General features: G+C 69.6%; 12 protein-coding genes. 5 read left to right on the forward strand and 7 right to left on the reverse strand.

Annotated features, from left to right (window positions below):
• Positions 1 to 126: 126 nt before the first annotated feature.
• The 3 genes from DVH02_RS27680 to DVH02_RS27695 all read right to left on the reverse strand — a co-directional run bounded on the left by DVH02_RS27680 (position 127) and on the right by DVH02_RS27695 (position 2,944).
• The gene (locus tag DVH02_RS27680) at positions 127 to 444 is read right to left on the reverse strand and encodes a hypothetical protein (RefSeq protein WP_114626589.1); all 318 of its coding nucleotides are present in this window, start codon (positions 442 to 444) and stop codon (positions 127 to 129) included.
• 699 nt (positions 445 to 1,143) lie between these two features.
• Positions 1,144 to 1,620 carry a hypothetical protein gene (locus tag DVH02_RS27690; protein WP_114626591.1) on the reverse strand — a complete coding sequence of 159 codons (477 nt, stop codon included), beginning with the start codon at positions 1,618 to 1,620 and terminating at the stop codon, positions 1,144 to 1,146.
• Between the two features lie 136 nt (positions 1,621 to 1,756).
• The gene (locus DVH02_RS27695; RefSeq protein ID WP_114626592.1) at positions 1,757 to 2,944 is read right to left on the reverse strand and encodes a helix-turn-helix domain-containing protein; all 1,188 of its coding nucleotides are present in this window, start codon (positions 2,942 to 2,944) and stop codon (positions 1,757 to 1,759) included.
• Between the two features lie 97 nt (positions 2,945 to 3,041).
• Between DVH02_RS27695 and DVH02_RS27700 the strand changes: the two genes are divergently transcribed.
• The 3 genes from DVH02_RS27700 (at position 3,042) to DVH02_RS27715 (ending at position 4,868) form a co-directional block, all read left to right on the forward strand.
• Complete coding sequence (locus DVH02_RS27700; RefSeq protein ID WP_114626593.1) at positions 3,042 to 3,578, forward strand: flavoprotein; 537 nt, start codon at positions 3,042 to 3,044, stop codon at positions 3,576 to 3,578.
• A 631-nt stretch (positions 3,579 to 4,209) separates the two neighbouring features.
• Complete coding sequence (locus DVH02_RS27710; RefSeq protein ID WP_114626595.1) at positions 4,210 to 4,488, forward strand: hypothetical protein; 279 nt, start codon at positions 4,210 to 4,212, stop codon at positions 4,486 to 4,488.
• Entirely contained in the window at positions 4,485 to 4,868 is a 384-nt protein-coding gene (locus tag DVH02_RS27715) for a PIN domain-containing protein (RefSeq protein ID WP_114626596.1), read from the forward strand. Before DVH02_RS27710 ends, DVH02_RS27715 begins: the two co-directional genes overlap by 4 nt.
• 563 nt (positions 4,869 to 5,431) lie before the next feature.
• Here DVH02_RS27715 and DVH02_RS35715 read toward each other — a convergent pair.
• Both DVH02_RS35715 and DVH02_RS27725 read right to left on the reverse strand, forming a co-directional pair.
• Complete coding sequence (locus DVH02_RS35715) at positions 5,432 to 5,809, reverse strand: hypothetical protein (RefSeq protein ID WP_199566438.1); 378 nt, start codon at positions 5,807 to 5,809, stop codon at positions 5,432 to 5,434.
• A 187-nt stretch (positions 5,810 to 5,996) separates the two neighbouring features.
• Entirely contained in the window at positions 5,997 to 6,434 is a 438-nt protein-coding gene (locus DVH02_RS27725) for an ATP-binding protein (RefSeq protein WP_114626597.1), read from the reverse strand.
• Between the two features lie 201 nt (positions 6,435 to 6,635).
• On the opposite strand from DVH02_RS27725, the gene DVH02_RS27730 reads away from it, so the two are divergent.
• Together DVH02_RS27730 and DVH02_RS27735 are read left to right on the forward strand one after the other, a co-directional pair.
• Complete coding sequence (locus tag DVH02_RS27730) at positions 6,636 to 7,505, forward strand: helix-turn-helix domain-containing protein (RefSeq protein ID WP_114626601.1); 870 nt, start codon at positions 6,636 to 6,638, stop codon at positions 7,503 to 7,505.
• A complete protein-coding gene (locus DVH02_RS27735; RefSeq protein ID WP_114626598.1) occupies positions 7,502 to 7,708 on the forward strand; it encodes a DUF397 domain-containing protein in 207 nt (68 codons plus the stop codon). The genes DVH02_RS27730 and DVH02_RS27735 overlap by 4 nt, the downstream gene beginning before the upstream one ends.
• 197 nt (positions 7,709 to 7,905) lie before the next feature.
• On the opposite strand, the gene DVH02_RS27740 is transcribed toward DVH02_RS27735, so the two are convergent.
• Positions 7,906 to 8,325: an SRPBCC family protein gene (locus DVH02_RS27740; protein WP_114626599.1), complete on the reverse strand. Its 420-nt coding sequence runs from the start codon at positions 8,323 to 8,325 to the stop codon at positions 7,906 to 7,908.
• A 62-nt stretch (positions 8,326 to 8,387) separates the two neighbouring features.
• Complete coding sequence (locus DVH02_RS27745) at positions 8,388 to 9,164, reverse strand: DUF4232 domain-containing protein (protein ID WP_114626600.1); 777 nt, start codon at positions 9,162 to 9,164, stop codon at positions 8,388 to 8,390.
• Between the last annotated feature and the right edge of the window lie 443 nt (positions 9,165 to 9,607).

The following is a 9,607-nucleotide window of genomic DNA, read 5'->3' on the forward strand; positions in this document are numbered from 1 at the left end:
TTCCGGCTCTGCCCCGCGCGGGGCGGGCTGGCTTCCGGCTCTGCCCCGCGCGGGGCGGGCTGGCCTCCGGCCTTGGCCATCTTCCGGCCGTTCTCGTCGCTCTCCCAGATGTCGGCCCTTGACCCGTCACAGCCGGACGTCGGGCAGGAGATGTTCTCGACCACTCGCGGCATTTCGCACTCCGGTTCTGGACGATCCGCAGAAGCCGCACGGTCGGCGCTCCGCCGTGACCAGGCGACCGCGGATCCCGTACACGTATGTGTCCTGGACCCGGCCGGCGCAGCCGCCGGTGATGCACGGCGCGGACACGGCCACGGTGTGGTTGGTGTGGCTCGGTGCGGCCGGCAAGTCGCAGAAGAGGCAGGGGAAGAGCGTCTTGCCGTCCTCGTTCTGCACGTAGGAGATGGCTTCGGCGGCCTTGCAGTGGGGACAGATGAGCGCCATGTCGTCCTCTCAGGGATTGGGCGCCGAAGTCTTACGCCGGCCTGCACGGCATGTGTGTGGTTCTGTCCTCCTTTCACTCGGTTGGGTGGAAGACCGCCTCAGCGGACGGCAAGGCGCGCGGCCGTCGCGGCCGGTCCGTGGGGAGCCCCGGCCGGTCCACGACGGGGGACGTGGACCGGCCGGGGCGGTAGGTGGGGCGCCGTGCCCGTGCGGATGGGTCTGTAGGGCGGGCTGCTCGGAGTCGCCGTCGGTCACCTCGCGCACCGGCAGGGGCAAGGGCGTGGGCCCGACAGGATCGCGCCGGTCCCGAGTGCGCGCAGCGCGGTCACCCCGACGCAGTGGTGCGTGGCGCCGAGGGTGGCGGCGGCGAGGCACGGCGCGCACGGAGCGAGGGACTCCGGGGCGCCGGGGAAATCATCCTCGATGGGCTCACCTCGCCACAGGAGCGTGATCCCGTGCTCATCGCAGCGTGCGAGCGACGTGTTCTCCTCGGGGAAAACGTGGCCGCCGGCGGGGCAGACGGTCACCGTGCCTCCCTGCGTACGGTCGGCGCGACAGCGTCGAGGCGGGCTGCGAGGAGCCGGTGCTCGGTCTCCGTGAGAGCCAGAGAGGGCAACCGCTCGGCCGGCCAGGCGGGGCCGCGGCTGTAGTAGTCGCGATCGGCTGGATCCGGTGAGGTGCTCGCCGTGCCGGGCGCGGTCACAGGGCGCTGCCCTGGCGCTGGTGTCCGAGGTGCAGCAGCTGCGCGACCTTGTCCGGGTCGCACAGGGCGCGGGCGTGCGGGGGCGGGGCAGCCCAGTGGATGCCGGTGGGACCGGTGCGGTCGAGCCGGGGCACCGTGAGGTAGGTGCCGAGGCTGAGCGCGGACGCGTGCGGAGAGCAGCGGCCTTCGGCTGTTCCGGCCGGGACGAGGATCATGTACCAGGTGGACGGCGCCCAGATCACGGGCCCGCCCAGCGGGGCCAGAGCCGCGGCGACGGCCTCCCGCTCGGGGGCGCCGGCCGCCGCGTGCACGAGGCGGCTCGGCGCCTTCACCGCGTCGAAGAGCGTGCCCAGGGCGAGGATAGCGGCTCGCCCTTCGGCCCAGTCCCGGTGTGCGGACTCGGGGTCCGGGATGGACGATGCCAGCCAGCGGGAGATCGTGGTCTGAGACTGCGTATGCGTCAGCTCTGTCATGGAGTGTCCTGGCTCGACTCGATCAGGTCGACTCCAGACTGGGCGCCAGACAAGCTCACAGCGCTCACGGTTTGTGAGCGCTGTGAGCGCTGTGAGCGCTGTGAGTGTGGTGAGTGCTGTGAGTGTGGTGAGTGCCCTACAGGCCCACCCACGCGGCCATGTGTCCCAGCGTGTCGGGAGTGCTCCGCGCCGACCGGACCAGCCCGGAGATGGCCTTCCGCGCGACGGGGTGATACCGAGTCTGCTCCGGAGCGGTCCTGCGTGCCGAGACAAGCAGCTCCAACGCCCTCTCGGCGTGACCGGTCTCCATCTCCGCCAGCGCCCAGTCGACCTGGAAGCGGGCCCGCCGACTCGTCAGCAGATCCAGCGGAAGTCGCATCTCGCGCGCCTGTCCTACGGCGTCGTCGTAGTGACGCATGGCGAGAGCCGCCCCCATTGCGTGCAGCTCGACATTCGCCCGGCCGAAGGAGAGCCAGTGCACATCCCCAGCTTCCCCGCCCACCCGCTCCGCCAGTTCGCCGGCGGCGTCCAGATGCGTGCGCACCGCGCCCTCGTCACCGGCCCGCGCCGCCACAGCGGACGCGCCGAGGTGCAGCTGTCCGACGACCGCCAGCGACTCCCGGGACGACTCCCGGGCGAGGAGACCTTGGCCGGAGGCGATGAGGCGCTGCCCCACGGCCGGGGCCCCGACCGCGTGGTACCCGAGGGCCCGCTTGTACTGCCGGATCGCGGCGAGGCACGGATCCGACGCCCTGGCGGCCGCCCAGTCCATCCGGTCCAGAGCCACCGTCGACAGGTCGACGTATCCGAGCTTGACGGCGATATCGTGCGCCGTGCGATAGGTGGACGCGAGGGCCTGCCATACCGGGGTGGACGGCGTCGACCACGCGATGTGGGTGAGTTCCGCGATCACCCACGGCAGGCTCTCCGCGGCTCTGCGCAGGCGCGTCGCCCTGACCGCCTGGCACAGCTCGTCCGCGGTGGCGATCAGATCGGACACCGGGCGCGCAGTCAGCGACGGGTCCGCTCCGAGGTCGTACAGGTCCAGTGCTTCGCGGATCGGCAGCACGAGCCCGGCGAGACGGCCCTGCTGGAGTTCAGTGACGTACGGCTGGCCTGTCAGCACGGTGGTGTCCACTCCGAGCGCCCGCGCCACCGCTGTCACGAAGTCCGCGGTGGCTGGGCGTGCGCCGCATTCCACCTGATTGAGGAGGCTGTATGAGTAGGGGATCCGCTCGGCCAGGCGCCGTTGGGTGAGCCTGCCCAACTTTCGCTGCTCCCGGATGCGAGATCCGGTGTGGTCGTCGTCGGGGCATCTGGGCATACGGGTCTCCGTTCCTGACTCGTCATCTGGAACGGTACGCGCGACGCCCCTGAACCGGCCCCGGTTCGGGGGCGCTTGCATGTGGTCGACTGGGCCCATGACTTCACGGACTCTCTACCTGTTCGGCAGCGCGGCGCCCCCCGTCTTCGACGTGGCGCAGGTGATCGAGGACGCGCAGCAGCGGGGGTGGGACGTACGTCTTGGGTTGACGCCGACGGCCGCCCGCTGGCTGGAATCGCAGCGCGCCGAGCTGGAGCGGCTCACCGGCGGCCCGGTGCGTTCCGAGTACAAGGTCCCGGGCGAGCCGGACGTCTGGCCGAAGGCGGACGTCATCTTGGTGGCCCCTGCGACGTTCAACACGATCAACAGTTGGGCGCTCGGGCTGACGTCCACTTTCGTGGTCGGTGTGGTCGCCGAGGGCATCGGCAAGGACATTCCCATTGTGACGATGCCATGCGTGAACGCCGCCTACGCACAGCACCGTCGACTCGACAAGAGCGTTGCAGAGCTGCGGGAGATGGGTGTGACGGTGTTGTACGGCGACGGAGGAGGCGGCTTCGTGCCCAATCAGCCCGGCGAGAAGCGGCCGTACCCATGGGCGGCGGCGCTGGACGCCGTCGGCGTTCGGGCATGACGAAAGCGCCGCTCCGCCCCGGCTCGAAGGCCGGAAGGGAGGGGCGCGGGTCAGGGGCGGCGGCGTTCTGCGGGTAGTCCGGGGACGGTCGGAGCCTGTAGCGGGGCTGGCGTGGCGGCGTCTGTGGTGTGGTGTCGTCGCGTCTGTGGACGAGCGCGTCGGGGTTGCTGGCAGGCGGCCGGAGGGTGTTCCGGTCGGGTGGGTCTGGTCGTTCGTACCGTCGTGGCCGGACGGTTCGGGCTTACCGTCGGGCCCTGCTGGCCCGGACGGGCCAGCAGGGCCAGGAGGGCCTTGTGGTGCGGGCGGGCCGCTCGCGGCGGGGCCGGGTGGTCCGGTGATCGCGGCTCCCGGGGATCCGGTGATGGTCCGGCCGGGCGGCCCGCTCGGCCCCGGAGACTCTCCCCGGAGACTCTGTCGGCGCCTCGCCCGGTTGGCCTGAGGCGCCTTGAGGCCCCGCAGGCCCAGGGGGCCCAGGGGGCCCAGGGGGCCCAGGGAAGGGGACGGGTACCGGGGCACGGCCGACGAGGTCGTGCTCCCCGCGCAGGCGGGGGAACATCGCGGCGAAGGTCCGCGCGCTCCAGGACGGCTCATTTTGTCGCGCCGAGGCTCTACTGAAAGTAGAGTCACCGGTATGGCTGACGATGAAACGAGCATCAAGGTGTCGAAGGCAGCCCGGGAACGCCTGGGGCGTCTCGCGCAGGAGAACGGGACCACGATCCGCGGCCTTGTAGAGGAACTGGCCGCAGCGCGGCTGACGCGGACAGAACTCCACGAGCGCGGCGAGCGCGCACGCGCGTATCTGCGGGAGCACATGGGCGTCGAGCTGACCGATGCCGACGAAGAACCCGGCCGTCGGCTGCTGGACGCGATCACGGCGCGCTCAGGCGGTAGCCACGGGGCCGCTGCGTGACCCCGTTTCTCCTCGACCACAGCGCGCTGCTCGCGCTCGGAGCCGGGCATCGGCAGCTGTCCTGGCTGGTGGTCGCTGCGGCCGAGGGGCGTGCGATCGGCCACGTACCTGCCCTGTGCTTGTCGGCTGCCGAGGCGGAGCGCAAGGGCATCGGCGAGCATGTGGCAAGCCTGCCCGGCCTGGAGGTCGAGCCACTCGACCTGACCGCCGCGCTCGACGCGGGCGCCCTAGCCGGTGGCGGTACCGACTGGCAGATCACCCACGCGGTACATCTGGCCCGGCCGTCCGCAGAATGGCCGACGGGCCGGTCGGTGGTCTCGCTGATGCCGGATCGGTACGAGGGCACGGGCGTGGACCCGATCGATCCGGATGACATCTGAGCTTGATGTACAAGCCCTCGGGGTAGCTGCCGGGGCATGGGGGACGGGTGGCGTTCAGGTGCATGTGACCTCCCTCTGCACGGGAGTCTGAAACGATGAGGATATGACGAGAAGTGCGGGTCAAAGAACGGCAAAGCGCCTCTGAGGCCCCAGGTCAGGAAGTGTGCTCCCCGCGCAGGCGGGGGTGAACCGGACATCCCCATCCCGCTGGGCGTTCTCTCCGGGTGCTCCCCGCGCAGGCGGGGGTGAACCGCTGAGTCCCTTGCACCAGTAGTCGAACTTCAGGTGCTCCCCGCGCAGGCGGGGGTGAACCGCGATCGGTTGCCCGGCCCAGAACCAGCGGCATGTGCTCCCTGCGCAGGCGGGGGTGAACCGTTCGACGCGGGATTCGTGGAGGACGACGGCTTGTGCTCCCCGCGCAGGCGGGGGTGAACCGCGCGGCGACCGCAAGGCGACCGCGCAGGACGCGTGCTCCCCGCGCAGGCGGGGGTGGACCTGCCTGCAACGCCCATGCGGTTGGGACATCCCACTGTCCGGCGGCTTCGGGCCAGCGGGGATTACTGCTACGGCCCGGCTCCACTCCCGGCCCCGGCCCCGCCGCTTCTGCCCGTGGCCCGGCAGAAGCGGCAGGGGATGATCGCGATCCGGCCGCCGCGCAAGGTGCGGAGTAGCCGGTTGCCGTGGCAGTTTCCGCAGACGCCGAAGCGCGACGCGGGAGACGCGGAATGGTGCTGGCGGGCGTGGAGTCTGCCGATGGCGGCGAGTTGGCGCCGTTCCCACGGTGTCGCGAGCCGTACGGCACTCAGTCGTGCCACCCAGGCGAACCCGGTGGGGCGCTCCAGGCAGACCCGCTCCCCGGCGAAGCTGGTGATCCTGCCGGGCATGTCGAACGTCCCGTCGTACACGACCATCCCGATGGTCAGCCCTTCCACGTACGCCACCACTCTCCACGGCCTCGGCTCCGGCCACGGCCCCGGTTCCGCTCCATGCGGTGATGACGGGCGAGTGTAAGGAGCGCGTCCCACATCTCCGGTGTCGTAGGTACGGGCGCCGACGGCACGGGAGTTACGGGTTCTTGTACGGGCCTGGGCGCATCCCGGCGCCACCCCCGCCGCTTTCCCCACCTCTTCACGTCGAGCCCTCGGCAGGCTCCCGAACCGTACGGAACCGTGCCCACACGCACTTCCCGTACTTCAGCTCCCGGCACCCCCAGGAGTCGGACAGCGCGGCGACCAGCAACAGTCCCCGTCCGCCCTCCTCGTCGCCCTCGGCGCGGCACTCGCCGAGCTGCGGCAGCCTCGCGCGGTCGGGGTCGGAGACCTCCAACACCAACTCACCCCAGTCGACATGAACGGTCACCTGGACCTCGGCGAAACTCACCCGGCAGTGGATGACGGCGTTGGTGATCAGCTCAGAGGCAACCAACTCAACATCGGGCGCGAGCTGTTCGAGTCCCCACTTGACCAAGGTCTCCCGCACCCGGGCCCGTACGGCCGGCACGTGTTTCTTGCGTTTCGGAATGCGGAAGGTGGCGCGAAGCGGCTCCGCGGAAAGGGTTGTGGGCATGGCTGTACCCCCAGCTGACGCATGGTTGGAGTGACGCCGTGTGATGAATCGATGACGGCGAGTTCCATGAGGCTAAAGCTGCATATCCAGCCACCGCAACCCCTGCTTGTGCATGCATGCACTAGTCACCCCATTGGGTGACTAGCCGTGCGCTGGGGCAGGTTGCAGACTTGGGCGCGTCAGCGTGAGAGGGGAATGACCATGCCCGCAGGTGGTAAGCCGACCGTGCGCAGTAGGCGGCTCGGTACTGCGCTCAAGCAGTACAGGCAGGCCGCAAAGATGGACCAGGCGCAGGCTGCCGAGGTGATTGCCGCATCTGCGGCCAAGATCAGCCGCATGGAGAGCGGGCATGTCTCGTGCCGTGTGATCGACGTACGGCTGTTGCTGAACGCGTATGGGATGACAGACCGCGAAAAAGCCTCTCGCCTTGAGGAGTTGGCCAAGACCTCAAAACAGCGCGGGTGGTGGCTCGAACATGCTGCCCACCTTCGTGCGGACTACCTTGACCACATCTCGCTGGAGGATGACGCCACCTACATCCGGGAGTGGCAGCCCGTTATGTTTCCCGGGCTGCTGCAGACCTCCGCCTACGCGGAAGCCGTAACCGCGGCTTCCTTCGACTACATCGCTCCCGAGCGCGCAGAGAAGCTGATCAAAGTGCGCATGGGGCGACAGGCGAAGGTGGACGAGGGCGGAGCCACCTACGCGGCCGTCATCTGGGAGCCGATCATCCGGCACCCCCTGGTAGGCGTCGATGCTCACCGGGAACAGCTGACGCACCTGATTGACGTGGGAAAACGGAAGAACGTCAGCATCCAGGTGCTCCCGTTCACGGCGGGAACGGTGGCGAGTATGACCTCGGCCTTCGCAACCTTCAGTTTCGACTCCGAACCCACGGTGGAAGCGGTGACGTTGGACAATCTCAGGGGCTCTTCCGTCCTGGAGGCTGCCGAAGACTTGACGGCTTACGCCAATGCGTTCGACCAACTACGATCGGCAGCACTGGCACCCGAGGCGAGCACGCGGCTCATCCGGGGCGTACTGCGGAGCAGCAAGGAAGACACAACGTGACCGTTGACGTCATAGGCCCGTACCGGAAATCCTCCTACTCCGGACCGGAGAACAACTGCGTCGAAGTGGCCCCCACCGCCGACGGCGGTCGCGCCGTCCGCGACAGCAAGGACACGACCCGCCCGCCTCTGCGCCTCGGCCCCGCCCCCTGGTGCGCCTTCCTTGCCCTGGCCGCAGCCGAGGCCGGTGTTCCGGGCGTGTGATCGCCGTTGTCTTCGGGCTCGCCTGCCTCCTGGCCGAGGATCGGCTGCGACGGTCAGAGCCACGCGAAGGCCCCTTCCCTGGCCGTACCGTCGCAGTCGATCGCCCCGCCGCCCCGCTGCCCCGCCGCCCCGCTGGCAGCCAGTGGGCTTCGCCCGTCTCGGGCGCGGGGCTGAGGCGCGGAGGCGGGCGGCGGGGGTTATGCCTGCTCCACCACCTGCTTGAGGGTGGCGAGGTCGGCCGAGACCGCGTCCGCGTCGCTCTGGAACTCCTCGTCGCTCACCCCGGGCCGTCGGCGGAGGGTGAACACCACCTCGCACCCGGCGCCGTCGGCGATCACCCGCAGCGGGTTGTAGACGGTCTCGCCCGAGGGGAGCGTTACCTCGTGATCGAGCACTCCGAACTCGTTCTCCAGAGCGAAGGCGACCACGACCCGTCCCAGGGGTGACGAATCCGCGATCCATCGCTCGCCGACCTTTTCGATGGAGTTCCCGAGCCCATGGGCCCACTCGGGCAGGTGGGACGGGGCCGACGCGTAGTCGTAGACCGTCTTGGCGGGGCGGTCGATATGCGTGCTGATGTGGCGCGAGGCGGGGGCGGGTGAGGGTGTTGTTTCCATGGCCACGACGATACTCGGCGGCTGCCGGTGCGGTCGTGGTCGAATCGGCCGTTCCGGGCCGGTCACGTGTGGGGCATGTTGCTCGCGGGGATGGCGTCGCCGGAGTTGGCGTACCAGTTGGTGACCATCGGCTTGTCGACGAGGGTGTCCTCGGGGAGTTTGAGGGTGACGTAGTTCGCGTCGCCGCTGATGGAGAGCTGGAGGTTCTCGAATTCCCTGCCCGACTCGTCCTTGGTGTTCTTGGCCCGGATTCCGGCGTAGGCGACGGTGGAACCGGAGAGCTTGACGGTGTCGCCGACGGCCTGCTCGTTCGAATCGGCGTCGGCGAAGGAGCCGAAGGAGACGGAGGGGAAGATGCCTTCCAGGGCGCAGGAGATGCCGGACCTGGCCTTGGCGGTGACGAGCAGGTAGCCGCCCTGTTGGCTCTGCTTGCTGACCGTGAAGGTCAGATCGTTGGTGCCGCAGGACTGCCCGTAGTAGTCCTGCTTCGCCTTGTCGGTGTCGATCTCCTTCTCCGACGTGTCGCCGGATCCGGCGGTGCTGCCGGTGCTGCCGGTGCTGTCGGAGCTGGAGCCAGGTCTGTCGCCGCCGGAGCCGGAGCTGCCGGTCTCCTTGCCCGTGGCGTCCTTGTCCTTGTCGGTGCCATCCGTGTCCGTGTCCGTGTCCGTGTCCTTGTCCTTGTTCTTGGCCTGGTCGGACGAGGCGTCGGAGCTGGACGAGGCGGACGCGGCGGCGTCCGTGTCGTCCGGGTCGCACGCGGTCAGGGTCGCGGTGAGGGCTGCCGCGGCCGTGATGGCCAAGGCGAGTCGGGTGGAGCGGGTGGCAAGGCGCGGGTGCATCGGGGTCTCCGTCAATTGCGTTGGCGGTGTTCTGCTGACGCCGCAAACGCTAAGGCCGGGACTGTCATGGAACGATCCCTCGAATGTCTTGGTTCTGTATTACCAAATCCGTTCCACAACAAGGCAATTGACTATTCGTCAGTTCACGTGCGGGGGGCGGTCGGTGGCGGTCTCGCAGGCGGCCGGGTGTGTGCAGTCCCCACTCGTACCGTCCTCGCTCATGGAGAACAGGACGCGGGAAGGCGGCGAGTGGGCGACGTGCCGTTGACGGTCGCGGAGAACTGCGGGCCGCCTGCGACGAGTTCGTACGGTACGGGCTCATCCGCGCGTACGCCTGGAGCACCCACGATCCCGAACGGGGGCGCCCTTCGCCCAGGGCTCCCCGTCCCGCAGACTCCCCCGTCGCCCCCCCCCCCCCCCCCAACCCCCCCCCCCCCCCCCGG

Source organism: Streptomyces corynorhini, from assembly GCF_003346515.1.
GTDB lineage: Bacteria > Actinomycetota > Actinomycetes > Streptomycetales > Streptomycetaceae > Streptomyces > Streptomyces corynorhini.

Bases quoted from the DNA above. Each gene is read 5' to 3' on its own strand.
- DVH02_RS27680 (WP_114626589.1), bottom strand. From the start codon at position 444: ATGGCGCTCATCTGTCCCCACTGCAAGGCCGCCGAAGCCATCTCCTAC.
- DVH02_RS27690 (WP_114626591.1), bottom strand. From the start codon at position 1,620: ATGACAGAGCTGACGCATACGCAGTCTCAGACCACGATCTCCCGCTGG.
- DVH02_RS27695 (WP_114626592.1), bottom strand. From the start codon at position 2,944: ATGCCCAGATGCCCCGACGACGACCACACCGGATCTCGCATCCGGGAG.
- DVH02_RS27700 (WP_114626593.1), top strand. From the start codon at position 3,042: ATGACTTCACGGACTCTCTACCTGTTCGGCAGCGCGGCGCCCCCCGTC.
- DVH02_RS27710 (WP_114626595.1), top strand. From the start codon at position 4,210: ATGGCTGACGATGAAACGAGCATCAAGGTGTCGAAGGCAGCCCGGGAA.
- DVH02_RS27725 (WP_114626597.1), bottom strand. From the start codon at position 6,434: ATGCCCACAACCCTTTCCGCGGAGCCGCTTCGCGCCACCTTCCGCATT.
- DVH02_RS27730 (WP_114626601.1), top strand. From the start codon at position 6,636: ATGCCCGCAGGTGGTAAGCCGACCGTGCGCAGTAGGCGGCTCGGTACT.
- DVH02_RS27740 (WP_114626599.1), bottom strand. From the start codon at position 8,325: ATGGAAACAACACCCTCACCCGCCCCCGCCTCGCGCCACATCAGCACG.
- DVH02_RS27745 (WP_114626600.1), bottom strand. From the start codon at position 9,164: ATGCACCCGCGCCTTGCCACCCGCTCCACCCGACTCGCCTTGGCCATC.